This is a genomic window from Nostoc sp., from assembly GCF_036917775.1.
Lineage (GTDB): Bacteria > Cyanobacteriota > Cyanobacteriia > Cyanobacteriales > Nostocaceae > Nostoc.
Window position 1 is genome coordinate 88,749 of the sequence record NZ_JBALEQ010000096.1, and the last position, 25,049, is coordinate 113,797.

Consider the following 25,049-nt stretch of genomic DNA (forward strand, 5'->3'; position numbering starts at 1 on the left):
AAGTAGAAGTTAAAAGCTAAAAAATTAATTTTTCACCTCCTAACTCCTAACTTCTAGTTAATCCAAAATCTAAAATCTAAAATTTAAAAAACTGACTATGCAAAATTTGCCGAATTTCCGCGATTACTACGAAATTTTAGGAGTATCTAAAGACGCTTCTGGTGAGGAAATTAAAAAGGTTTATCGGCGGTTAGCAAGACAATATCACCCCGATCTGAATCCGGGTAACAAAGAATCTGAGGAAAAATTTAAGGATATCGGCGAGGCTTATGAAGTCCTTTCAGACTCAGCCAAGCGATCGCAATACGACCAGTTTAGCCGCTACTGGAAGCAAAAAGGCTTTGCAGGCAACAAACAAACGCCAAAGGCTAAAACTTGGCAGAGTGGTGCTAGTGATCGCAATGGCAATCAAGACGTAGATCCAAGTCAATTCTCCGACTTTGAAAGCTTTATTAATCAAGTTATCGGTGTCAAAAATAAGAGTGGGGCCAGTAAGTCTAGTAGTAATGGCAATACTAGCGATCCGTTTCGTTCCCCCAGAACAAAAGTTGCCTATACAGTTAACACTCCACCTCGCACTACCCGCCGAGATATAGAAGCCAGATTAACGCTACCGCTAGAAAAAGCTTATCAAGGTGGTAATGAACGCATTCGTTTGGAAGATGGGCGATCGCTAGAAGTTAATATGCCACTAGGGATGGTAACAGGTCAAACCATCCGTTTGCGAAACCAAGGTGTTGGTGGTGGCGATCTATACTTAAAAATTACCGTTGAGCCTCATCCATTATTTAAGCTAGAAGGTTTAAATATTCTTTGCCAAGTACCAGTTACTCCCAGCGAGGCAGTTTTAGGAGGACAGGTAGAAGCACCAACTTTGGATGGCCCAGTGAAAATGACCATTCCCCCAGGAGTTAGGTCTGGCCAAAAATTCCGACTAGGGAATAAAGGCTACCCCGGCGATGATGGGAAACGTGGCGATCAATTAGTAGAAATTCAAATAGTTACACCGAAAAATATTAGTCAAGAAGAACAGGAATTGTACGAAAAATTACGGCAAATTGAAACTTTTAAACCCCGCGCTGATTTAATCCGTTAGGGATATAGCCCACATTTCATACTTCATTTTTTACTACAAAAAGCGATACAAAAATCTGGAAATAGTTACTTTTTCAGAGTACAAATACTTAAGATAAATGAAACATTGAAGTTGACAAACAACGCCAAAAGTATCAATAACTACTCTAGAATCGAAATTTTTTACATCCTATATTTTAGAGTAATACAATTCAGATAAGACCAAAACACTTGTAGAGACGGCGATTTATCGCGTCTCGAAAACCCAAAATTTTGCCAGTGACCCTTAACCTAAGCATATTGTATTTTAGAGGAAAAAAATGAGAATACTTAGCGCAGCTTCATTAAGAATTGGGATGAGACCTAATTCTTTTCATTGCCATTTCTAAACTTAATTTCATTCGTCTAAAAGCTTTGACAAGATTCCCAATTTCATCATTAGAAGAAACCTGCTCAAAATCAACTTCTAAATGTCCTGTACTCACTTCTTCAGCAATACGAGTTATCCGCTTAAGAGGAAGAATAATTTGTCGATTCAAAAAGATATTGACCAAAAGGATTACCACTATAAAAACAGCAGAGACAAGTCCTACTATTAATAAAGAAGATTGATGAGCTTTTTCGATGATTTTACTTGCTGGTAGAGACACAAATTGAGCTGCTACAATTTCATTTAAGTGCCAACCAAATCCATTGACTGCTCCAAAAAGGTTAATCATAGTTTTTGGAGCAGTCTCAGGAGTACTATGACACTGAAGACAAGCTTGTTGTCTAATTGATAGCGGACGGGAAATGTAAAATATGTCGCCACTAGGAAGTGAGCGAAATCCATTCACCTGTTTTAAATCTTTTTCTTTTCTAAAACGCTCTAAAATGTTTGCTTCAAAACTATCAGCTTTATCCCGAAGATTTGTAGGATTTGTTGCTGCTTCTTTATAAAAGAAGTCCTGATATTCTGGTTTTTTTCGTAGAATTTCAAAAACTTCTCGTGCTGAGTATGCGGATACAACTTGGGGCAGAAACTTCTCTTCTAGTTTCAAAGAGAGTTCTGGATAGATTTGGATAAGTGTGTACTCACGTATAGAAGTCATTGTATCAATGAGTGTTAAAGCTCTTGAGGCTATTTCATTTGTCGCATTCTGCCTCAGCAATGTAGAAAGAGCTAACCCACTTGAACTCATACCTACTACAAGAATTATAAGTAGCAAAATTGTAAATTTTTGTCCCAATTTTAAGTTTTTTAACATGATCCTAGAGTAGGTGGAAATAAAAGTACAAGAGTTATGTCTTATCTATAAGAGCAGGTTGAGGTGGATTTTCATCAAGGAATGTAAATAACTACAAAATAACTTTGTAGAGTTCCAGATTCAGGTTCACATTTTTTTTTAAAAGTAGATACCTTGCGGGTAGACAAAATACCGTGAAAGGGGTCACTGTGCCGAAACGGAAAAATTGTACGTTAAGGAATTGGGTAAACCACGACTGGGCAGATTTGTTGCGCGGATTTCAAAAATCAAATATTAGTCCTATATTTCCATGTATCCTCAATATCTCGCGCTGCTTAAGTAGAAATCCGAAATCGACTCATAGAGAATCGCTGTTAGCCAAATTCCAATTCACAAAGGATTTAAAATATAAAAAATATCTTTGAGCAAAGTGACTCAAACAGCCGTGAATCAGAACGGGGCAATGCCACAAAGCAGTAAACCAACTTATTACTCCCTGCTAGGACTGCATCCCTCGGCATCAGTAATTGATATTCGTCGCGCTTATCGAGAACTGAGCAAACGCTATCATCCTGATACTACAGACTTGCCTACTGCGATCGCCACTCCTAAATTTCAGCAAATCAACGAAGCCTACGCCACTCTTAGCCATCCAGAACGGCGATTAAGCTACGATTTAAAAATTGGCTATTCCCGCTTTGGAGTGATTCAACCACCCCCTGACTTGAATCATCCCGTCTCGCGTTCTCATGACTGGCCAAAATCAGCTTACCTCGACCCAAGCGATCGCCCCTTATCATCTGGCGAAATTTTTGCTTTATTTATGCTGGTGTTAACATTTATAGGTTGTTTGTTATTAGCAGTTGCCATTGGTTTAACTCGTGGTGATGCTGCTTTTCAAACCCGTTTGCTACAGTCAACTCCATCTGTACAACAGCAAATTAACCATATATCCCAACTAATTACCCTTATGGTAATTAAAAATTAAAAAATTTCCTAATCCAAAATCCCAAATTCCTATGCCTCTTCTTCCTTCAGATACGCCCCTATATAATCATCCCCTGCCACAAATTGAACAGTGGCTAAAAGACCAAGGCTGTAAACAAGACGAAACCCAGAGGCATTGCTGGCATGTGCAACGACCTAGTTGGCAAGCTGAACTATGGCTCGACGTTGAGCAAATTGTTGTGCGATATGTCCAATCTGGGGAAAATGGACAAGATATCCAACGTTCATTCAAGTATTCTCTGAGTCGGGATGATATAGAACAAGCTGTGTTTTCTGGGCCATAGGAAAGTGTTGAATACAGTTCACCGTAAATTTAGACCAAAGTCTCTAGCGATCACATTTCGATAAATTGTAAAATTCGCTTGGCGGCAAGAATCACGGCTTTACCATAGATGAAGGAAGGGTGAGATGAGCGACTACACTTTTGGGCGCAAGAAAGCAAGTACATCCAACTTTTCCAATCCGTCGCTTGTCTCATCAAATACTCCAACACTGGCGAACCCAACACGGGGCTTTGGTTTACCAACGAATAATACAATCCAAACAGCAACCGAGGAATCAACCAACTTTCAAGAAACACAGTCTGCTGACGAGCAATCTTTGTTATCAGAATTTATTCAGCAAGAGTCTTTTGGTCATGATATTAGTCATATAGCATTGCGTCGTCCCCAGGCAAAACTGATGGTGGGAACAGCAGGGGATAAGTATGAGCAGGAAGCAGATCGCACTGCTGCTCAAGTAATGAGTATGCCAAATGCAGGCGTGCAGCCGATCCAACGAGAAGCAATGCCAGAAGAAGACGAGATACAAACCAAACCTCTACCAGCATCCATTACGCATTATCTGACACTCCAACGCGAGTCAGGTCATACGTCCACGGCATTCAGCAAACCCCTGGTAGTACAGCGCGATTCCAAGCCAAAAAGCGTAGATAATCGAATCACTGATCTCGAAAAACAACAGAAAATGCTGGCTGCCAAACAGCAAGCCACCACATTGGATTTGAGATGGCGTGGGCAATTTGGTGAGTTATTGTCAAATTACCGCCAATCTATCTACCGTATATCGGGATCATTTCAGAAAGCTACGACAAACTTCCAGGCGACCCAGACCGCACAGATGCAGATGGATGCCGTATGGGCGCAAGTCATTGCCTTGATTGTCACCGTTAGTATTGCCGGTTTGTTTGAGCCGGTGATGGGCGGTCTCGGCAAGGCGCTTGGTAAAAGTGAGGAGCAAGTCAAGAACTGGGCTTTGAAAGAATTGCTCGAAAACCCACTTAATACCGCTGCATCAGGATCTGCCAACGTAGCCACAACTATAAGGGGTAACGACAAGGCTAATGATCGACAAACCCCTGCGGTGCAGGGCGGTGGGGTGAGTGCCGCCGATCCCCTTTCTTATCTGACCCAGAACCTTGAGCAAATCGAGAAGCACACTCAGGGCATCGAAAATGCGTTCTCCACCCGTGCGACAAAAGCCGAAACGATGACTGCTGATGAGTGGGAAAAGTGGGAACCAAAGGCAGAGGAAGCTAAATACAAGAGTTTGATGGACGAATTAAAGCCTATTGGTCCAGACATCGCCAAGCTGAAATCAGCCGAAGAAATTGCAAAAATCGTCGAGCGTCACCTTTGGGCAGCCTGGATTCGCTCTCACGTGCCAGTTGTCAAAGCCTATGGTGAACACGCGCAGCATAAGGATGCAAAGACCCGTACTGCCGATGATTATGACAGCGTTGCTATAAGCCTTGGCTCAGAGGTCGAGGACAAGCTCAATGCGATTGGCATTTCAGCCCTAGCAGGAGTGAAACTGACAGGTCACTGGTACACTGATAATTCTGAGAAATACCGTGTGAAGCTGTTTGTCTGGGCCAATAATTATAGTGAGAAAATCAGCAATGAGTAACAATACTCTCGCCAATTTACTAGCCTAGATATAGAACGAACCCAGAGAATACACTCTTCTTTTTGTCTAATGGTAAAAACTGAGTCAATTTAGTGCATAGGTTCAATATTGAAGTGGGCGATCGCTCATCGTTTGAGTTGAAGTACGTAGTTGATCGCTGCCATTGTCGAGAGTGCGATCGCCTAGCTTGTAAAGTAGGTATAGCTGACAAAAGCACCCACCAAAAGCGTAGATGCGTAGCGGCTTGTCGATAGACATCGCTTACAATTAAAGTTACTCCTACTCCGACAAAAACCCATGTAAATCGTTCTGCCACCTGAAGTAGAAGCTGTAGCTTTTCAATAGTAGGACTTACCCAAAATATATCTCAAACTCTGATTTCTCCGTGTCGCGCCAGTTGCTACAAGTCGGGGGAACCAACTAATGTACTGGCAACTCTTTGCCTCTGCGGTTCGTTATTCCGTAACTCTTGCGTAAGCCCTAAATAGATAATTACACTTTCCCAAATCGCCGCTCCCGTTGCTGATAGGCACATAAGGCGCGATGAAACTCAGCCCGGTCAAAATCAGGCCAAAGAGCATTAGTAATGTAAATTTCTCCATAAGCCATTTGCCAGAGGAGAAAATTTGAGAGGCGCATTTCTCCACTAGTGCGGATTAACAAATCTGGGTCAGTAATTCCGGCTGTATACAAGTGGCTCTCAAACACCTGCTCATTAATTTCATCAGGTTGTAGCAGACCTTGCTGGACTTGTTTGGCGATCGCCTGACAAGCTTGTAAAATTTCCTGCCGTCCGCCATAATTAGTTGCCACTGAAAACCGGATACCGCGATTATCCTTAGTTTCTTCCATTGAACGGGATATTTCTTGCTGGAGCGATCGTGGCAGAGCCTGCAAATTTCCGACAAACTTAATTTGCACATTCTCTTCGACCATTTCCCGCAGTTCTTGGCGCAAAACTCTTTGAAACAGAGTCATCAAAAAATCCACTTCTTCCTGCGGTCTTTTCCAGTTCTCCGTTGAAAACGCATAAGCTGTCAGCGCCTGAATTCCCCAATCCTGACAACAGCGGAGTAAATCCTTAAGAGCATCTACTCCTCGCTTATGACCCATAATTCGGGGTAGACCCTGACGTTTAGCCCATCGACCATTGCCATCCATAATCACCGCAACGTGCTGCGGCAATAGTTCTCGTTTTAAGTCAGTAGGCAAATCTTGCAGTTTAGTTTGTTGTGCTGTCATTTTTTATCTCGAGAAGCGGTCGTTCGCGTAGCGCGTCGAAGACGTGGTAATCCGAGTAAACGTGAAACCAGTGCTAGTGTCTTCCCACCTATCCGACGAATAAAACTCAACAGACCAGGAGCAACAGCTTCCCTATCCACGGTTGGTGACAAAAGAGCCTCTAATGACTCTTTTAGTTTTTTAATCGTCAGTGGTCTATTTAGGGTTCCCCGTTCTGCTAAGGAAATGGAACCCGTTTCTTCAGATACAACGACACAAATGCAATTTTCGACCCGCTCAGTAATTCCCATTGCCGCCCGGTGGCGTGTTCCCAACTGGCGCGAGGCTGTGCGTCCCGAAAGTGGTAAAATTATACCTGATGATACGATCCGTGAGCCACGGATTAATGTCGCTCCATCGTGTAACAAAGTTTTCGGCTGAAAAATTGTCTGGATTAGTTCCTTAGAAACCTCCGCATTTAGCTTTACTCCTGGCACAGAAAAATCTCGCTCATCAATTGGCCCTGTGGTTTCCACAATTAGTAAAGCTCCAATCCGGTTTTTTGACAATTCTTTAACAGCCTCAACAATTTCATCAATTACACTATCAGATTTGGGGATTGCCAGCCGATCGGGTTGAAACAACTGGCGGAATTCGCCACGCCCCAATTGCTCCAAAAACCGCCGAAACTCTGACTGTAAAGCAACTGCCATCGCTACAGCACAACCAATCACCAACTTTTCTAGTACAAAACTTAGCAGAGGTAGTCCTAATCTGCCACTTAGTGCTGAGGCTAGCATTAAGATAATGAATCCCCTCACCATCCACAGTGTTCGGCGCTCACTAATAATAACTAGTATCATGTAAGTCAGCACCAGCACTAACACAATATCCAGAGTCCCAAGCAGCAAGGACTGTGACCACCCCAGGTTTATCAGCCATTGCTTCCACCAATCTCTCATGACATCTGGATTACACTTTTGCCTCTAATTACAGTTAGTCATTAGTCATTAGTCATTTGTAATTATTTCCTGGCTAATGAACGCCACTTGCTTTAACGGGGTGAACCCCCGCAACGCAGTGGCTCCCAATGACCAAGGACAAATGACTATTTTTTCAGCCTTTCTGGTAGGCTATCTTGTCGAATTAAGTCTTGATAAGTTTCACGTTGCAAAATTAAATTCGCTTCGCCATTCGCCACCACAACTGCTGCCGGTCGGGGCAAGCGGTTGTAGTTAGATGCCATACTGTAATTGTACGCACCAGTTCCCATAACTACGAGAATATCTCCTGGTTCAGTCTTTGGGAGTAGTGCATTTTTAATCAGAATATCTCCTGATTCACAATGTTTACCAGCAATTGTGACTGTTTGAGTCAAAGGAGAAGACATTTTATTGGCAACTACTGCCCGATAAACTGATTGGTAAGTAATCGGGCGAGGATTATCGGACATTCCCCCATCGATCGCTACATAGGTACGAATTTCTGGGATAACTTTGGATGAACCAATAGTATAGGCAGTAACGCAAGCTGTGGCAATTAGCGATCGCCCTGGTTCACTCAATAATTTCGGCAAAGGCAGATTTTCGACCGCACAGGCTTCTTGGACAACTTCACAAATTGCCTTTACCCACTCTTCAATGCTGGGGGGATCGTCTGATTCTGTATACTTAATCCCCAAACCACCACCAACATTTAACTCTGTAATATTTAAACCATACTTCCCGGCATCCCGCAGCCATTGCACCATCACAGCAGCTAAATCTTGATGCGGTTGGCGCTCAAAAATTTGGGAACCAATATGAGCGTGTACCCCTACGCAATTAAGGGCGGTTTCTTGACTGACAAAGGTAAAAACTTCATCTAAATCATTGGGATCAAAGCCGAATTTGCTATCTAAGTGTCCGGTGCGAATATATTCGTGAGTGTGACACTCGATACCAGGAGTAAGACGTAGCATGATGCGGATTGATTGACCCGGTTGGGCTATTTCCACAAGAGTACGCAACTCATACCAGTTATCCGCCACAATGGTGACACCAGACTTGATCGCTAAAATTAATTCTTCACGAGATTTATTATTTCCGTGAAGGTAAATTTTATCGGGACTAACACCCGCTTGCAAGGCGGTGTAAAGTTCGCCCCCAGAAACTACATCGATTCCTAAACCCTCTGATGCCGCGATCGCACAAACAGCTAAACAATTCCAAGCTTTTGAGGCGTACAATACTTGAGATTCACCCTTGTAATATTGCTTGAAAGCATCTCGGTATTGCTGACAAGCCGAACGCAGGGTTTCTTCATCTAAAATATATAAAGGTGAACCAAATTGCTTAACTAGGGTTGTGACATCACATCCACCAATTTCTAGGGAGTCATGATTATGAACTCTAGCTGTTAGGGGTAAAAGTTCCTGATTGGGCGAGAGATTTGGGTTAGTGTCGCGCCTTTGAGGTAAATATTGACTTCCAGAATGTTGAACCCCAGTGGGGTGAGTCGATACCATAGATATAAAAGTTGTCCTTGTTCAAATTACGGGCTTTGAGTTCGTCTCCCGATTCCCAGTTTACAAAGGGTTTGTAATCTTATTCAATAAATGTGATCTTATTAGACTTAGAAATTAAATTACTGACAACAGATAATCTCAGTGCAATTCTGGAACTAGATCAAGTCTGTTTTGGCGGACTTTGGACTCTCGATGGCTACAAACGAGAATTGGATAGCCCCAACAGCGATTTACTCGGTTTATTTTCCCCATTCTCCAACGTTAGTTTGTTAGGAATGGGTTGCTTTTGGTCAATTTTAGAGGAAGCCCACATTACAATTTTGGCAGTTCATCCCCAATATCACCGTCAAGGTTTGGGTGCGGCTTTACTATATTCACTCCTTAAGACAGCTTGCGATCGCAAAATGGAGCGAGCTACCCTCGAAGTCCGAGCTTCTAACTTGGCGGCAATATCTTTATATCAAAAATTTGGCTTCAAAACAGCCGGACGGCGGCGGGGTTACTACCAAGATAATGGTGAGGATGCACTAATCCTTTGGCTCGCCGATTTACAACACTCCAAATTTCAAACAACTTTAGACCAGTGGTATACCACAATCAGCGATCGCCTCGAAAAATCATCTTGGCACTTACTTTTTAAGTAGGTAGGCGAGAAAATTTATAACTATGTCATTGCGTTTGCCTTTGGCGTTCCCGCAGGGTACGGAGCAAAGCAAACTGAACTAATCGCAAGGATTTTGAATTTTTTACATTTTGTTATATAGTTAGGTTTATTTACACCTACCTATTTAGTTGGGTATGAATAATTTTGAATTATTGGGGCTTGCGATCGGCTTCAGCAAAAAAATGTAACTTTGCCGCGCCTATTTTTATTTAAATATTTTATCTAAAAAGCATATTAGATAAATAAATCATATATTAATTATTTTTGCTTGATATTAAAAAATATATATGTTAAATATAAATGTTTGGGATTAAGTCAAAAAATCCTTAATTTAAGCAGTGAACCGTTTGTAATAAATCCCAAAAAGGCTGGTGAACTAAAGCTCCTCAGTACACTAGCCAGATAAGAGTAGTCAATAGTTAACAATTAGCCCATCAACTAAAGTCATAGCTTCAGGATGTCTATAATCTGTTATACAGGCATCCAAAAGCTTTGCCTGTGCTAAAATCAGCATACCGGCACGACCGCAGATGATGGGATAAAGCCATGTTTGAGCGCTTCACAGAAAAAGCCATTAAGGTAATCATGCTGGCCCAAGAAGAGGCCCGCCGTTTAGGTCACAACTTTGTCGGAACCGAGCAGATCCTCTTGGGTCTGATTGGCGAAGGCACTGGAGTGGCTGCCAAGGTGCTGAAATCAATGGGTGTCAATCTCAAAGATGCCCGAATTGAAGTTGAAAAAATTATAGGACGGGGATCGGGCTTTGTTGCCGTGGAAATTCCGTTTACGCCACGGGCAAAGCGAGTTTTAGAACTCTCCTTGGAAGAAGCACGCCAACTGGGGCATAACTACATTGGCACCGAGCATCTGCTGTTGGGCCTAATCCGCGAAGGGGAAGGCGTCGCAGCCAGGGTGCTAGAAAACCTCGGTGTGGATCTATCTAAGGTAAGAACCCAAGTCATCCGTATGTTGGGAGAAACTGCTGAAGTTTCACCAGGCGGTTCATCCGGGCGCACAAAAACCCCGACTCTGGATGAATTTGGCTCCAACCTGACTCAGATGGCAATAGATAATAAGCTCGATCCAGTGGTGGGACGGGCTAAAGAAATTGAGCGGGTGATCCAGATATTGGGTCGCCGGACTAAAAATAACCCAGTGCTGATTGGGGAACCAGGGGTTGGTAAAACTGCGATCGCTGAAGGTTTAGCTTCACGCATTGCCACCAAAGATGTCCCGGACATCCTCGAAGATAAACGCGTCGTCACACTTGATATTGGTTTGCTCGTAGCAGGAACCAAGTACCGGGGTGAATTTGAAGAACGCTTGAAAAAAATCATGGATGAAATCCGCTCTGCGGGTAATGTCATTCTCGTGATTGATGAGGTACACACCTTAATTGGTGCGGGTGCAGCAGAAGGTGCGATTGACGCAGCAAATATCCTCAAGCCAGCTTTGGCCAGAGGTGAGTTGCAGTGCATCGGCGCTACAACCCTAGATGAATACCGCAAGCACATCGAGCGAGATGCAGCGCTAGAGCGACGTTTCCAACCAGTAATGGTTGGCGAACCTACAGTTGATGAAACAATTGAAATTTTATATGGTTTGCGCGAACGCTACGAGCAACACCACAAACTGAAAATCTCCGACGAAGCATTGGTAGCGGCGGCGAAATTATCAGACCGTTACATTAGCGATCGCTACCTTCCAGATAAAGCCATCGACTTGGTTGATGAAGCTGGTTCGAGAGTGCGCTTGATTAACTCCCAATTGCCACCCGCAGCCAAAGAGTTAGACAAAGAACTGCGTCAGATATTAAAAGAAAAAGATGACGCGGTGCGCTCTCAGGACTTTGACAAAGCTGGAGAACTGCGCGATCGCGAAATGGAAATCAAAGCTGAAATCCGAGCGATCGCTCAAAGCAAGACCAATGCAACTGGCACAGAAGGTGAAGAACCTGTAGTTACAGAAGAAGACATTGCTCACATTGTCGCTTCTTGGACTGGGGTACCGGTGAACAAACTCACCGAATCTGAATCGGAAAAGCTGCTGCACATGGAAGACACCTTGCACCAGCGTTTAATCGGTCAAGACGAAGCTGTGAAGGCAGTTTCACGGGCAATTCGTCGCGCTCGTGTCGGTTTGAAAAATCCCAACCGACCCATAGCTAGCTTTGTCTTCTCTGGGCCGACTGGTGTAGGTAAAACCGAGTTGGCGAAATCCTTAGCTGCTTACTTCTTCGGCTCCGAAGAAGCGATGATCCGCTTAGATATGTCCGAATACATGGAGCGTCACACCGTCAGCAAGCTGATTGGTTCCCCTCCTGGTTATGTTGGTTATAACGAAGGTGGTCAACTTACCGAAGCCGTGCGGCGGCGACCTTACACCGTGGTGTTGTTCGACGAAATCGAAAAAGCACACCCCGATGTCTTCAATATGCTGCTGCAAATTTTGGAAGATGGACGGTTAACTGATGCCAAAGGTCGCACAGTAGACTTCAAGAACACCTTGCTGATTTTAACTTCCAATATTGGTTCTAAGGTAATTGAAAAAGGCGGTAGCGGTATCGGCTTTGAATTCTCCGAAGATGCCAGCGAGTCAACTTACAACCGGATTCGCTCTTTGGTCAACGAAGAACTCAAGCAGTACTTCCGTCCAGAGTTCCTCAACCGACTCGATGAAATCATCGTCTTCCGTCAGTTGAACAAGCCGGAAGTGACCCAAATCGCCGAAATTATGCTCAAGGAAGTATTTGGTCGTCTGACGGAAAAGGGTATCACCTTAGAAGTCACAGACCGCTTCAAGGATCGATTGATCCAAGAAGGTTACAGTCCCAGCTACGGCGCAAGGCCATTACGTCGGGCAATTATGCGCCTGTTAGAAGATAGCCTAGCAGAAGAAATTCTGTCTGGTCGTATCAAAGATGGCGATACAGCCCTTGTTGATGTGGATGAAAATGGCATTGTCCAAGTTAGTTCTCAACAGCGCCGGGAATTGTTACCCCAAGGTGTTGAGTAAAATTTAGGGTTTGGGATTTAAGTCTCAAATAAAAAATTAGAAAACGGTAGAGCAATAAATACTCTACCGTTTTTTTGTGTGAAAATATCTGGGGTTTGGGCAATGACATCAAAAAAGCAAAGTAATTACTTTGGTTGGATCTATTACAAGTCAATTTATTTCTAAATTCAATTTAACTGCCAACTTAAATAAATTATCGATGTTTTTATTTGTTTGATGTAAGCCGAGAGCTAGATATATGTCAATACGGCATTGGTACATAATGCAGCCAAGTTATGGTTACTAGAAGATGAGTATGAACCAATTGAAGGAAGGCTTTTAGCTACGGAGTTAGTCTAATTTACTAGAGAGTTATGAGAAAAATTGAAATGGCATTGGTGTTTAATTGTAAAAATTGCTTAATTCATCAGATAAAAACAGAAAATTTCTGTTATTTTACCTTTTTCAACAGAAAAATTTAAACCTCCAGGACTGGGTTCTTCAACTATGTAATTTAAATTGGTAACTTTACCATCTTGAGATATTTCAGTTTTTCCATAGGTTCTAATCACTTTTGATTGTCTGTCACCTACTTTTAGTCCATCTATGGTGGAATACTTAGAACTAGTTGCTTTGATTTGATAAACAGTAAAGTTACCTGGTTTAGCACCTTCATCTAAATCAACTATGATGCCTGCATATTTCAGAGTACGAACTTTACCAATAGCAGGTATAAAGCCATTTTCTACTTTTACAGCTTTACCTAAAATTTTTCTGACTTGTGCCTCGGACATAGAAAGTTTGACTCCACCTATTCCTAGACGTTCAATAGTTATTCCTGTTGATTGATTATTAGTATTCTGAGAAATTTGATAGTTAGTGGTGGTAGCAGTTACTTGATTATGGGTGTAACTAGTCAAGGGAATAACAAAAGTAGCGATACCTACGACGGACTGCGCTAACGCCAACGAAATTTCTCTTAACATAATTGCATACTCGAATGTTTTATAGTTACCAAGCTGTAACCCCAGCCTGTGTATCATTTTTATCACATACTTTCTAATGTGTCTTTATCTTCAATCAATCGATTGATTCTGGATTAGACCTGAAGTTCCTTTAAGATGGAAGAATATAAAGAATTATTGGAATCAATCGTCATGAGGTAATTGTGGCGAAGTGGACAATTGACAATATCACCGGATGATTGACGCTGGCATTTTGAGCGATCGCAAAGTTTAACTACTCAAATGAGAAATTATCGAAATGTCACCAGAAGTAAAATAGGGTGATATGGAGCGCGATTATGGGTGATTTCTGGTATTGTCAAGAACGCACGCGCAACCGTTAATATCATATTTCGACTAACCAATCAACCAGATTTATGTATGGACTTTTTATCAATAGTAATGGGAATTATTACTCTAACTCTCAAGCTACTTTGACAAACAAATACACATCGTCATGCTGATATTTCAACTGAAATCCTTGATTATTTTTCAGTTGATTGGCCAAGCTAGCAGTAAACTCCTGACTATTTGACCAGCCAGGATGACGGACATTAAGCAATATATAATTATAAGTATTTAAATCAGCAGGCGGGGAATCGCGCTCTGTAAAAGTAATCAGTTTTCGGTGGCTTAAATGCGGGCAAATGTCTGCTGTGGTGTAAACGCTTCCTTTAGTTTGAATCTGAGCGATCGCTTGTTTTGTAGCTTGCCAAGTATCTAAAGATTTTAAATATTTACCTCCAAAATGGGGAAATTTTGCCAGGCATAAAAATGCCACCAATGACCACAGGATAATCGCTCGTTTATTTTGTAGCCATCCCCTACCCGCAGCGAGGCTGGAAATTACAGCCAACACCAAGAATGGCAGCGCTGGAACAGAATACTGATGTATCAAGTTTTTTTGAGGTGAGTAATCAGCTAGAATGTTTAGCGCCAAACAAGGAATAGCTCCTACTAAAGGTTTTATTCCTTGTGGAGAAAGCGCCCATATCACAGGTGCTAGCAGCAGAACTAAATATTCTAGATTATCCAGTGAAAAAACCCTTCTCAAGAGCAGTTCTGGCTGCAACACTATATTTTTTGCAATGTCTAGAACTGAGTTACCTAAATAGCTGTAACGTACCATTGCTGTTGCTTCTGCACTGTTGAAAAAAGGAATAATTACCTGAGTAGCAATCAGAAACCAGGCGACACCAGCACCAAGAGCGATCGCACCATATAAACGCCGCTTTTCAAACAACAGTAACCAAACTCCCATTCCAGCAACAGTGAGGGGCAATACTTCCTTACATCCTAAGACCGGGAAAATACTTAAACAAAACCACCCTAACTGATCTAACCGTGTTGCTAAAACCGCCGCCAATAGTAGTGGTACAGCTATCACTTCTGGGTGAAAATCAAATAAATTGGCATTAAACAACAACGGCTGCAAGAGATACACAAATACGACCGCTATTGTTTGGTTTTCTTTCAATCCAGCTTGGTGGGCTAGGTACCAAGTCGGCAAAGCGCCTAATGCCAAGGCAGTTGCCTGCACAGCAAATAACCAGTAAACACTAGGATAGATTTTATAGAGTAAAGCCAAGGGATAGAATATCCAAGCAGCATGATCGCCGAGAATATGAAAACCTATGAAAGAACTAATAGGCGGTTGCCCTTGACTAATTAAATAAACTGCTTGGTCAAAAATTCCTAAGTCAAAAGCGTTTGATTGAAACAACTCGTGTCGTAAGCTGCTGCACCCAAACAAAATTAAGCCACTCACGCCAATTATCCAACCAACATAACCAAGCTGATTCAGTTTTTTTCTCATGCCAGCAAAAAAGTATTCATCGTGAGTATTTTAGATACATAATTAGCAATATTATTCACTACCCTAATCAGTCTTAAATGTATCGCCCAAATATTGTAAAGCTATTCACAAAAATAACTATAATTTTCGCACCAAAAAAATGGTTATTTAGCTTACTGGTAATATCTCTAGTTCTCTGGTTGATATTTTTGGGAAATTCCCCTTTACGAGACTGGGATGAAGGGACTTACGCTCTAGTCGCCAGAGAAATTTACCGGACTGGTAACTGGCTTTATCCCACCCTTCAGGGAGAACCATTTTTACTAAAACCGCCTTTGATGCAATGGTTAATTGCTTTGTGCTACCAACTAGGAGGAGTGCAAGAGTTAACCACACGCTTACCTGGTGCGATTTTAACTGCCTTGGGTGTGCCTTTGCTTTATTTAGTGGGGCGTTTGGCTTTTAAGCAAAATTTACCTGCTCTATTTTCTGCTTTAGTTTACTTGACAATGTTGCCTGTGGTGCGTCATGGAAGACTGGCAATGTTAGATGGGATGACTATTTCTTTTTTCTTGTTGTTGTTATTTTGTCTTTTGAAGGCACGTCAGAACCGAAAATATGCTCTAGGCGTAGGATTTTGTCTGGGGTTAATTATTCTGACTAAGGGAACGATAGTTTTACTATTGGGCGCGATCGCCTGTTTATTCTTGCTTGCAGATCGGCAATTAGCTTTGTTGAAAAGTACCTATTTATGGGTAGGAATTTTATTAGGAAATGCGCCTGCGATCGCTTGGTATATTGATCAATGGCAACATTATGGTAATACTTTTTTAGAGGTGCATTTTCAAGCACAAGCTTTTGATCGTCTTACACAAAGTGTTGAAGGTAATAGCGGGTCTGGTTGGTACTATTTATTAGAACTACTCAAATATGGTTTTCCCTGGCTGTTATTTTTACCTGGAGGGCTTTATCTAGCTTGGAAAAAACGTTATGAAACTTGGGGTTCTCTAGTTCTGTTGGGTATAATTATTTATTTAGGAACTATTTCTTTTATGAGAACTAAGCTTCCGTGGTATGTCATGCCTGTATACCCATTTTTAGCCTTAGCAATTGGTGCTAATTTGAGTGAAGTTTGGCAGAATGGCAATTTTCGAGTGCGAACATGGACAATATTTTTGGCTATTATTTCTATTGCTGGTTTAGGAGGTTGTGTTTACTTTTTTATTAAGAAACAGCCTATTTTGATAGTCATGAGCATTGTTTTGGTAATAAGTATGGGCATTGCAGTATGGCTAGTTAAACACCGCGATCGCAACTTTATTCCAGTGTTATTTACAGGGATGTATTTAGTGTTAACCCTGTTGGTAAGTTCGCAATCATGGATTTGGGAATTGAATGAAGCTTTTCCAGTTAAACCAGTAGCGGAATTAATTCGGGCAAATGTTTTACCAGGAACACAAATTTATACTTCTTTTGCTTATGGTCGTCCTAGTTTAGATTTCTATAGTGATTGCAAAGTAACTGCTACAACTGTGCCACTTCTGCAAAAAATGTTATCAAATAAATCTTATTTGCTCTTAGATAATGGGGCTTTACAGCAAATAAATTTAACTGATAGTAAAATTATAGGCACAGCTAACGAATTTACACTAATTACCAAAAATTAAGAAAATAGAATTCAGAATTAAGCCTAAGCTACCCAAAGATCACGAGCAAATCGAATAGAAAATGTGAACATTAATATTGCAAAAAAGTACATGATTGGGTATCCCCAACGAGGATAACGGGCAAGTAATAGCCCGAATGCCATTGACAGGGATACAATACCGTAAGCGTAACGTTCAGCCGAGGCTGTAATCCCGGTGTTTAAAATCAAAGCCAAGGAAGAAAACCCATAAACAACAGTAACAAGGGGAATTTTAGCGCGTGATAACCATAGCAAATATATCCCACCAAAAACTAGTGGGATTTTTAGTAATTCATCTCCTGCCAATAACCACAACAATAGCCATAAAAAACATACTCCATTGCGGAATTTAACCATCCCCAGATGTAAACGAAAGCGCCATAATAAACAGGCGCTACCAATAATTATTAATAATAATAACGGATGCAAAGGGTCTTTAATATAGCCAGCTTTAAAATTAGTGTAACTTATCGTAATTTGCATCAGCATCTGCCACCAACCCTGCCAAGCAAATCCTGCTGCATCACCACGCCACGCTTTTTGTGCATGGATAAAAGCCAAAGCATCGCCAAATTTAATTTGACAATAAAGGCTGTACAGAGATATACCCAAAGCAACAGTTAAACTGGCAATATAAGCTTTTATACCTCTACGTTCTTTCCAAGAAACAAACAGAAAAGCTGGGATGAGAGCAACTCCAGGGAGTCGGGTTGCTGTAGATAATGCTCCCCAGAATCCTGCCCAAATATATTGCTTTTTATCAAAAACTCGTAAGGCAGATATGGTACATAATAAAAACAAACCTTCAGTGTAAATTACGGTTCCATAAAGAGAATAGGGACACCATGCTAAAGTAGCTGTCGCCCATCGTGCTGTACTTGTGTCGTAAAGCTCCTGCACCCAAAAATAAAGTATGAGTAAGGCAGCTAAAAAAGCTGAATTATTAACTAACATACCTGCCACTTTAAAAGGCAAGCCAGTAAACATAATTATCCTGCTTAACAATGGAAATAAAGGAAAAAATGCAACTGTGTGAATTTCCTTTACTTCACTAGAGAAATCATAACCAGAAGTTACAATTTTCTCATACCAAACACTATCCCAAGCATGAAAAACATCCCAACTGAATGTGGCAGTAGCGCCAGTTGATGAACTTGGAAATAATGGGGCAATCAGTAACATAGCGATGGCTATTAAAAGCCTACTAGAAAACCACATTGCTATGACAAAAAATAAGCCATTCGCTAAAATTTTTTTCCTTATATTCATCTTTGCAGATAGATAAATGAACTTTTATAGCAATCCGATTTGATTTCTAAATCACTCGTAGAGGTAAGGGACTGGCGATTGGGGACTGGGAAGAAGGAATGAAAGTGTACTGAGTTTTGTTCAAAAATCAAATATGAGTCCATATTTACTAGCTGTCATGGTTACTATGATGTTTCATTTGTTACTTGAACAGTGGATTGGCTAGATTGCGCTAGATAGATACCCACTAAAACTACGGCGAAAGTCGCCCAGTCAAACAAACCTACCTGTTCTGAAAAAATGAACCAAGCAAAAATGGAAGCTAAGACTGGTTCGAGGAGAAGTGTGACGGCGACGACGCTAGAAGAGATTCTGCTAAGGCTATAAGCTAAAAGTCCCTGACCCAATACTTGGCAGAAGAGGGCTTGGAAAATGATGAAAAACCAACCCGTCCAGGAATAGGGTAACAGCCGATCTTCGAGGAATGGGAGTACGGGTAGTAGAAACATCGTTGTCACTCCACAGCGCCACAGCATGATGGTTGCGGTGCTAAAACGCGTTCGGAGTCGTTCTATTAGCAGCATACACGTAGCCATGAAAATCGCAGTTAGCAATGCTAAGGTATCACCCAGTATTTGGTCAGTTGCAAATTGCACCTTATTGACTTCAAATGCGATCGCTCCCGCCAAGGCTATGACCAGTCCAATCACGAATCTGTTATCGAAGCGCCGACCAAATAACACGTACCCAGCCAAAGCAACAAATAAGGAGTTCAAATTAGAGAGTAAAGCAACATTAGCAACACTCGTTTGACTCAGCGACCAAGCCCACAAAAGCAGGTAGGTTCCAGCAGAGGTTCCCATTGCCAACAATAGCCACACTTCTTGACTGGTAAAAGGCTCATTTTCTATAGGTTCATTATCAGACTTTTGGCTACGGAAAGCCTCAAGTAAATTCCACAGGGCAAACACAATTGTGGCGATCCAACTGCGATGAAATACTACAGCATTTGCACCAATTTCTTGTTGACATAATTTAGTCAGAGATGGTGCTAAAGATATGGGAATTAGGGCAAATAATAATGATGCAGTTCCTAATAAAGCTGGTGTTTCGGAGAATTGTTGCTTTAGTAATGACAGTTTGCTCGTCATACTTTTAACGAAAGTGTTAACTATATTTGTGACTGATTTGTGGATGGGGAAATTAACAACACCTTGGCTAGATACGGCCAAGTATAAACCCATTAAAACTACAGCGAAACCTACCCAATTTGAGAAAGTTAATTTTTCCGAAAATATGATCAGAGCGAAAATGCCACTAAATACTGGCTCTAAAAGATGCACCAACGAGACAACCACAGAGGAAAATTTGGCAAGGCAATAGGTCAAAAGTCCATGACCTAAAACTTGGCAGATCAGCGCTAGGGAAATGACCCAAAGCCACCCACTGACTGTAGAAGGGAAAAGCTGATCTTGAGTAAACAAAAGTATGGGTAAGATAATTAGGGCACTAATCCCACTGATCCACAACTGGATTGTGGCCGGAGAAAATTTAGTTCGTAATTTTTCTACGATTAGCAGGTATCCACTCAAGAAAATTGCAGAAACGATCGCAGCAAAGCCCCCTTGAACTTCGTCTGTAGCGATTTGCAACTCCTCAAATTCTATAGCGATCGCTCCCCCAAGGGCGATGACCATCCCAATCAGGAATTGGCTCTCAAAACTCTTACGATATAACAGCCACACCCCTAAGCTAGTAAATATAGGGGCGAGATTATGTAAAACACTAGAAATCGCAACGCTAGTTTCAGTCAAAGACCAAGCCAAAGAAACCAAAGTGCCAGCCCAAAATATCCCAGCACTTCCCAATAGCCAGAGATCCTGGCTAGTGTAAGATTGCTGTTCTTCAGGTTTGTCTAAAGAAAGTCGCTGACGTATAGCCTTGTATCCGTTCCAGAGCAAGAAGAACACACTAGCAAGCCACAAGCGATTAAATACAGTGGCATTGGGGCTGAGTTGAGTTTCGCTCAATTTCACGAAAATAGAACCAAAAGATATGGCACCTACACCGATAAATAATGCAGCTAGGGCTATCTTCCTTTGATTGGATACATTCATTAGGGAATTTAAATTCAACTTCTCACCAATAAAGAATCAAACCTCTAACCAACCCAACGTTCTTGGGCAAATCCTACAGCTATTTTGGCTAGTAGTGTCATAAAAGCGCCCAAGATTAAATATCCCTGACGAGGATGGCGAGATAGCAGCACACCAATGGCTATATTCAAAGGCACAATCCCATAAGCGAGACGGCTCAAGGAGATAGTACCTCCCGAAGCTAGCAGCAAACCAATACCGCAAAAGCCATAAATGACTGTAACTGCGGTCAGTTGCGTGCGTAAGCGCCATAACACATAGCCACCACCCAAGACCATGAACAAGTTGAGCAAGTTATTGATCCACTCTTCGCTTGCTAGGAGCAACAGAGATAAGAGTAAAGCATAAAAGCTATAGAATAATTTCACAAAATTCAAATGTTGACGGAAGTGCCATAAAAGATAGCCACTGGCAACAATCACGCCTAATAACAAGAGATACCAGGGGTCTGTAATCCCGCCAGATGGTTTTTGAATCCAACCATATTGCCAGTTTTTTGTGCCAACTAGAATTTGCATCAGCATATTTAACCAACCCTGCCAATCAAACCCCAGATTGGGTCGCCATCCTCGTTGTGCTTCGATAAAAGCTAAAGGGTTGCCAAAATAAATCGCACAATAAAAACTGAATAGAAGTATGCCAGTGGCGGTAACAAAACCAGCAATATAGGCTATTGGTGGTCGGCGTTCTTTCCACGCTGCGATCGCTAATGCTGGAATTAGTGCCATACCTGTAGGACGTGTTGCTGTCGCCATCGCCCCCCAAAGCCCAGTCCAGCCATACTGCTTTTGATCAAACGCCCGCAAAGCCGATGTACTCAAGAACAAATACAGCCCCTCTGTGTAAACCACCCCCGTAAACATGGATGATGGATATAAAGAAACTACAGCAGTAGTCCAGTGCGCTGCATTGATGCCATAATGCTCCTTAACCCAAAAATACAAACAGTAAAGCGCTGCGAAAAATGCCAGATTGTTGACTAACGTCCCTGCTAATTCAAACGGCAAGCCCAGCTTCATCAAAACCCAGATGCTTAAGGGAAACAGGGGAAAGAAGGCAAGATTATGTTGCTTACCGTCATTCACAAATTCATATCCAGAAGTTGCGATCGCTCGATAATGTATACTATCCCAGGCATCAAAAACGCCCCAGCCAAAATGAGGCAAAAATTCTTCTGGTGGTAACGGTAGTTTTGGCGCAACCAGCAACATAGCAGTCCAGATGAATATTCGACTGGCAAGCCATATTGCTGCTGGAAATAGGAAATCATTTTTCCATAAAACTTTTTTTATAACTATTTGAACTTTGACCATAGGGTTGAGTGCTTCAACAAACTCCTTTCTGCATCCTTTTACCTATGGCTGTAACACAGCAATTTATGAGTAACATTTTGCATATTAAATCCTCCACCAACATAATTAACAAACTGGACAAATTAGCAATTAATTGAAATTATTTCCTATTTGGTTACTTTTGCCAATTCTCTCAGAGTTTATCTTTAAAAATATAGTATTTATAAGTACATTTTTTGTCTAGTTATATGAAATTTGAGCAAATTTCATACTTTATGGCTAGCAGTCTATCGAGTTAAAATCAACCGATTGGGGTTGGCGCAGCCAGGAAAGCATGGATAAATTTCCCTTTGTATCCTTGATCTCCCCCTCCCCGCGTCTCTACTCGTCTGCGTCAGTGTATCGATTATAGGTATTCCTGTTATGAAAGAGTCCCCAGCAATTTATAGTGGGAGTTGTCTGTAAATCCTTAAGCAATTGTGAAAGCGATTACTCTTGTTGGTTCCACTGGTTCTATCGGTACTCAGACTTTAGATATTGTCACTCAGTACCCAGATCAGTTTCGGATTGTGGGATTGGCAGCTGGGAATAATGTAGAGATGTTGGCTGCTCAAATTCGGCAGTTTCGACCGAAAATAGCAGCAATTTGCTCAGAAGATAAATTACCAGCGCTCAAAGAAGCTATTATTGACCTCGATCCCCAACCGATTCTACTGGCAGGCGAGGCTGGAGTGATAGAAGTAGCTCGCTATGGCGATGCTCAAACTGTTGTCACTGGGATCGTTGGTTGTGCTGGTTTGCTACCCACGATCGCAGCTATTGAAGCTGGTAAAGATATTGCCTTAGCAAATAAAGAAACTCTGATTGCTGGGGCCCCTGTGGTTCTACCCCTAGTCGAAAAACATGGTGTAAAATTACTCCCGGCCGATTCCGAACATTCCGCAATTTTTCAATGCCTCCAAGGTGTTCCCAAGGATGGCTTGCGGAAAATCTTGCTCACTGCATCTGGTGGAGCTTTCCGAGACTGGGATGTAGAAAGGTTAGCAGATGTAACCGTTGCTGACGCTCTCAAGCATCCTAATTGGTCGATGGGGCGGAAAATCACAGTAGACTCTGCTACTTTGATGAATAAAGGACTGGAAGTAATTGAGGCTCACTTCCTGTTTGGGTTGGATTATGACAATATCGAAATTGTCATTCATCCCCAGAGCATTATTCACTCGCTGATTGAACTGCAAGATACTTCCGTTTTAGCCCAACTCGGTTGGCCGGATATGCGCTTACCTTTACTGTATGCTTTATCTTGGCCCGATCGCATCTATACAGATTGGGAACGACTAGATTTAGTCAAAGCTGGAAATTTAACCTTCCGCGAACCAGATCACCAAAAGTATCCTTGTATGCAGTTGGCTTATGCTGTGGGTAAAGCTGCTGGTTCAATGCCAGCTGTGTTAAACGCTGCAAATGAGCAAGCTGTAGCTTTATTTTTAGATGAAAAAATTCGCTTTTTAGATATTCCCCGGTGTATCGAATGGGTGTGCGATCGCCATCAAAATGATAACCGGGCAAATCCTTCTTTAGATGACATTTTGGCAGCAGATAAATGGGCAAGACAAGAAGTTTTAACAGCGACTGAAAAATTAGAAACTCACTCGCGGATAATTTCTCTGCGATAAAAACCTTCACTCAGATATCCAAAAGGCAGATTCTCTGGCTTTTGACCAATTCTTATTTAGCCTTCAGCCTAATACTGAAGGCTAACTGTCAAATATAACACTTCCAAATATCAAAATGCGTAGCCGTAAGGCTTGTCGTCAGACATCACACTCCATCCCAAAGCCCAAGTCGGTGTAGGATACCAAAGGCAAATATTTTTGGTATATACTATAAATTCACTTTGAGTGGGACGACAACAAAGCCGAATCAAATTTTTTGAAACACGGTATTCAATTCGAGGAAGCTGTAACAGTTTTTGCCGACCCCTATCTTCTGTTTACGGAAGACTCTATTCATTCTCAGCGAGAAGAAAGAGAATGGGCGATTGGTGAAATAGAAGATGGGTCAATTGTTGTAGTTGTTTTTACCATGCGAGGTGAGCGAATAAGGATAATTAGTGCAAGAAGAGCTACAAAAAAGGAGTGTCAACAATATGAGTCAGGAATCTGAGTTTCCTTTTGAGAGAGCAAGACGAGTTACACCAGAAGAAAACCAAATATTCAGAGATGCGATCGCAGATCAGTTTGGGATTATACCGAGAAAGCGTGGACGACCGGCTAAGGATGAAGAGGAAAAGTATGAGCCGATTTCTATCAGATTTCATCCTAAAATCATAGCCTGGGCGAAAGAAGAGGCAGAAAAGCGAGGGGTAGGCTATCAAACGGTTATCAATGAAGCACTATTGGAGAAAATAGGCTGAAACTTAGCGATCGCACTTCATCTCATCAACAATAAATGCGTAGCCGTAAGGCTTGTCGTTAGACATCGCACTCCCTCCCAAAATACTAAAATGCGATCGCACTTCCCCAACATCACAAATGCGTAGCCGTAAGGCTTGTCGTCAGACATCGCACTCCTCAAAACCAAAATGCGATAACTTCTCTTCTCTGCGAGAGGCTACACCAACGAGACGCTACGCGGACGTTAAGCTGCGCTAACGCACTTCCCCAACTACAATAAATGCGTAGCCCCCACTTAACTTACGCAACTTGCAACGGTTTTTTAGGAAGCATTCTCGGTTCTGGTAGTGGTTTGTTTTCTTCTTTCAACATTTCCACAAAAGTCTCAATTACTTCCTGACCATTTTTTGCTGCTTCTTCATAAGTCCTACCATGCGTATGAAATTGTTGCCAGGGGAACTCAGGTAAGTGTACTAAAAAAAGTCTATCTTCCTCCGACCATTGAATTACCATGCTGTAGTGATAGTTCATTCTTCTGGCTCCTGTTTTGCTTCGTTTTCCGTGTTTTCCATTTCTTGCAGTTTTTTCAGCACCCGTTGGATGTTTTTTTCTAAATATAACGGAGCATCATCGCCGTCTTTACCTGGTATGGTCAGGGGTTCTTCGGGTAACAACGGATGCTTCCAATATGTATGACTTCCTTTACCTCTTCCTGGTTGAAGAATATAGCCAACTTTTGACACCATTGCTTTCAACTCTCTTACTTTTTTCGGCATTACTCCTCACTGCCAACTTCTCATTTATTTTCTCTGCTTAAAAGCCAAAAATCCCAGATTAATTGTTAGTATTTCAGATGTTATATCCTTGCAT

The 25,049-nt window shown here is 41.9% G+C and carries 23 protein-coding genes; 10 read left to right on the top strand and 13 right to left on the bottom strand.

Going from position 1 to position 25,049, the window contains the following annotated elements; genetic code table 11:
- The first annotated feature begins 97 nt into the window (after positions 1 to 97).
- Positions 98 to 1,096 (top strand): J domain-containing protein, encoded by a 999-nt coding sequence (locus tag V7K69_RS19760; RefSeq protein WP_335037319.1) that lies wholly within the window; start codon positions 98 to 100, stop codon positions 1,094 to 1,096.
- Positions 1,097 to 1,418: 322 nt separating this feature from the next.
- Here the strand turns inward: V7K69_RS19760 and V7K69_RS19765 are convergent, their stop codons facing one another.
- On the bottom strand, positions 1,419 to 2,321 hold the full coding sequence (locus V7K69_RS19765; protein ID WP_335037321.1) for a Tll0287-like domain-containing protein: 903 nt from the start codon (positions 2,319 to 2,321) through the stop codon (positions 1,419 to 1,421).
- Positions 2,322 to 2,763: 442 nt separating this feature from the next.
- Between V7K69_RS19765 and V7K69_RS19770 the strand changes: the two genes are divergently transcribed.
- The 3 genes from V7K69_RS19770 (at position 2,764) to V7K69_RS19780 (ending at position 5,216) form a co-directional block, all read left to right on the top strand.
- Positions 2,764 to 3,288 carry a J domain-containing protein gene (locus V7K69_RS19770; RefSeq protein WP_335037382.1) on the top strand — a complete coding sequence of 175 codons (525 nt, stop codon included), beginning with the start codon at positions 2,764 to 2,766 and terminating at the stop codon, positions 3,286 to 3,288.
- Between the two features lie 31 nt (positions 3,289 to 3,319).
- Positions 3,320 to 3,592 carry a DUF3143 domain-containing protein gene (locus V7K69_RS19775; RefSeq protein ID WP_335037323.1) on the top strand — a complete coding sequence of 91 codons (273 nt, stop codon included), beginning with the start codon at positions 3,320 to 3,322 and terminating at the stop codon, positions 3,590 to 3,592.
- Positions 3,593 to 3,716: 124 nt separating this feature from the next.
- A complete protein-coding gene (locus V7K69_RS19780; RefSeq protein WP_335037325.1) occupies positions 3,717 to 5,216 on the top strand; it encodes a hypothetical protein in 1,500 nt (499 codons plus the stop codon).
- A 102-nt stretch (positions 5,217 to 5,318) separates the two neighbouring features.
- On the opposite strand, the gene V7K69_RS19785 is transcribed toward V7K69_RS19780, so the two are convergent.
- From V7K69_RS19785 to lysA, 4 genes are all read right to left on the bottom strand, one after another.
- Complete coding sequence (locus V7K69_RS19785; protein WP_335037327.1) at positions 5,319 to 5,474, bottom strand: hypothetical protein; 156 nt, start codon at positions 5,472 to 5,474, stop codon at positions 5,319 to 5,321.
- A 234-nt stretch (positions 5,475 to 5,708) separates the two neighbouring features.
- Positions 5,709 to 6,458: an isoprenyl transferase gene (locus V7K69_RS19790; protein ID WP_335037329.1), complete on the bottom strand. Its 750-nt coding sequence runs from the start codon at positions 6,456 to 6,458 to the stop codon at positions 5,709 to 5,711.
- Positions 6,455 to 7,399, bottom strand: coding sequence for a diadenylate cyclase CdaA (cdaA, locus tag V7K69_RS19795; protein ID WP_335037331.1), 945 nt, complete (start codon positions 7,397 to 7,399; stop codon positions 6,455 to 6,457). The genes V7K69_RS19790 and cdaA overlap by 4 nt, the downstream gene beginning before the upstream one ends.
- A 146-nt stretch (positions 7,400 to 7,545) precedes the next feature.
- A complete protein-coding gene (gene lysA / locus V7K69_RS19800) occupies positions 7,546 to 8,943 on the bottom strand; it encodes a diaminopimelate decarboxylase (RefSeq protein ID WP_335037333.1) in 1,398 nt (465 codons plus the stop codon).
- 92 nt (positions 8,944 to 9,035) lie between these two features.
- Between lysA and rimI the strand changes: the two genes are divergently transcribed.
- Both rimI and V7K69_RS19810 read left to right on the top strand, forming a co-directional pair.
- Entirely contained in the window at positions 9,036 to 9,587 is a 552-nt protein-coding gene (gene rimI, locus V7K69_RS19805; protein WP_335037335.1) for a ribosomal protein S18-alanine N-acetyltransferase, read from the top strand.
- Positions 9,588 to 10,153: 566 nt separating this feature from the next.
- Positions 10,154 to 12,622, top strand: a complete 2,469-nt coding sequence (locus tag V7K69_RS19810; protein WP_335037337.1) for an ATP-dependent Clp protease ATP-binding subunit — start codon at positions 10,154 to 10,156, stop codon at positions 12,620 to 12,622.
- A 398-nt stretch (positions 12,623 to 13,020) separates the two neighbouring features.
- Here V7K69_RS19810 and V7K69_RS19815 read toward each other — a convergent pair whose 3' ends face one another.
- Entirely contained in the window at positions 13,021 to 13,587 is a 567-nt protein-coding gene (locus V7K69_RS19815; protein ID WP_335037339.1) for a hypothetical protein, read from the bottom strand.
- Between the two features lie 442 nt (positions 13,588 to 14,029).
- A complete protein-coding gene (locus V7K69_RS19820) occupies positions 14,030 to 15,421 on the bottom strand; it encodes a DUF2079 domain-containing protein (protein ID WP_335037341.1) in 1,392 nt (463 codons plus the stop codon).
- 77 nt (positions 15,422 to 15,498) lie between these two features.
- Between V7K69_RS19820 and V7K69_RS19825 the strand changes: the two genes are divergently transcribed.
- On the top strand, positions 15,499 to 17,067 hold the full coding sequence (locus tag V7K69_RS19825) for an ArnT family glycosyltransferase (RefSeq protein ID WP_335037343.1): 1,569 nt from the start codon (positions 15,499 to 15,501) through the stop codon (positions 17,065 to 17,067).
- A 23-nt stretch (positions 17,068 to 17,090) separates the two neighbouring features.
- On the opposite strand, the gene V7K69_RS19830 is transcribed toward V7K69_RS19825, so the two are convergent.
- The 3 genes from V7K69_RS19830 to V7K69_RS19840 all read right to left on the bottom strand — a co-directional run bounded on the left by V7K69_RS19830 (position 17,091) and on the right by V7K69_RS19840 (position 21,804).
- Entirely contained in the window at positions 17,091 to 18,356 is a 1,266-nt protein-coding gene (locus V7K69_RS19830) for a mannosyltransferase family protein (RefSeq protein WP_335037345.1), read from the bottom strand.
- Positions 18,357 to 18,520: 164 nt separating this feature from the next.
- Positions 18,521 to 20,452, bottom strand: a complete 1,932-nt coding sequence (locus tag V7K69_RS19835) for a DMT family transporter (RefSeq protein ID WP_335037347.1) — start codon at positions 20,450 to 20,452, stop codon at positions 18,521 to 18,523.
- Positions 20,453 to 20,496: 44 nt separating this feature from the next.
- Positions 20,497 to 21,804 carry a mannosyltransferase family protein gene (locus V7K69_RS19840; RefSeq protein WP_335037349.1) on the bottom strand — a complete coding sequence of 436 codons (1,308 nt, stop codon included), beginning with the start codon at positions 21,802 to 21,804 and terminating at the stop codon, positions 20,497 to 20,499.
- A gap of 458 nt (positions 21,805 to 22,262) precedes the next feature.
- On the opposite strand from V7K69_RS19840, the gene dxr reads away from it, so the two are divergent.
- From dxr to V7K69_RS19855, 3 genes are all read left to right on the top strand, one after another.
- Positions 22,263 to 23,459 (top strand): 1-deoxy-D-xylulose-5-phosphate reductoisomerase, encoded by a 1,197-nt coding sequence (dxr, locus tag V7K69_RS19845; protein WP_335037351.1) that lies wholly within the window; start codon positions 22,263 to 22,265, stop codon positions 23,457 to 23,459.
- 214 nt (positions 23,460 to 23,673) lie between these two features.
- Complete coding sequence (locus V7K69_RS19850) at positions 23,674 to 23,949, top strand: BrnT family toxin (protein ID WP_335037384.1); 276 nt, start codon at positions 23,674 to 23,676, stop codon at positions 23,947 to 23,949.
- Positions 23,933 to 24,199, top strand: a complete 267-nt coding sequence (locus tag V7K69_RS19855) for a BrnA antitoxin family protein (RefSeq protein ID WP_335037353.1) — start codon at positions 23,933 to 23,935, stop codon at positions 24,197 to 24,199. Before V7K69_RS19850 ends, V7K69_RS19855 begins: the two co-directional genes overlap by 17 nt.
- Before the next feature lie 17 nt (positions 24,200 to 24,216).
- On the opposite strand, the gene V7K69_RS19860 is transcribed toward V7K69_RS19855, so the two are convergent.
- The 3 genes from V7K69_RS19860 to V7K69_RS19870 form a co-directional block, all read right to left on the bottom strand.
- The gene (locus V7K69_RS19860; RefSeq protein ID WP_335037355.1) at positions 24,217 to 24,348 is read right to left on the bottom strand and encodes a hypothetical protein; all 132 of its coding nucleotides are present in this window, start codon (positions 24,346 to 24,348) and stop codon (positions 24,217 to 24,219) included.
- A gap of 131 nt (positions 24,349 to 24,479) precedes the next feature.
- The gene (locus V7K69_RS19865) at positions 24,480 to 24,710 is read right to left on the bottom strand and encodes a type II toxin-antitoxin system HicB family antitoxin (RefSeq protein WP_096575287.1); all 231 of its coding nucleotides are present in this window, start codon (positions 24,708 to 24,710) and stop codon (positions 24,480 to 24,482) included.
- Positions 24,707 to 24,955, bottom strand: coding sequence for a type II toxin-antitoxin system HicA family toxin (locus tag V7K69_RS19870; protein ID WP_096728755.1), 249 nt, complete (start codon positions 24,953 to 24,955; stop codon positions 24,707 to 24,709). The genes V7K69_RS19865 and V7K69_RS19870 overlap by 4 nt, the downstream gene beginning before the upstream one ends.
- Positions 24,956 to 25,049: the final 94 nt, after the last annotated feature.